Consider the following 247-nt stretch of genomic DNA (forward strand, 5'->3'; position numbering starts at 1 on the left):
CTGGCACTTTCAGGTCCAGGTTGACCAGCAGGTCATGGTGATCGCCACAACTGTCGCCCACACCCAGCACCACCTGGCTGTCCGGCTCCGATTCTGCGGGGCCGTGGGGCACAAAGCTCTCGCCCTTGAAGCGCCACAGGCGGGCATCGAGGTCGTCACGCTGGGCGGCATCGCTGCAGTGCAGGTAGATGCGGTGGCCCATGCGCCAGGCTTTTTCCGTGAGTTTGCAGGCAAAGTCCAGGCGAGC

General features: G+C 64.4%; 1 protein-coding gene. It reads right to left on the minus strand.

Translation table 11 applies throughout. The features are described 5' to 3' along the window. The coding region (locus N8N51_RS10395; RefSeq protein ID WP_261104148.1) for a DNA polymerase III subunit chi at nt 1-247 on the minus strand (247 nt) is incomplete at both ends.

It is taken from the genome of Streptococcus mitis (assembly GCF_946188685.1).
GTDB classification, from domain to species: Bacteria; Bacillota; Bacilli; order Lactobacillales; family Streptococcaceae; genus Streptococcus; species Streptococcus mitis_CC.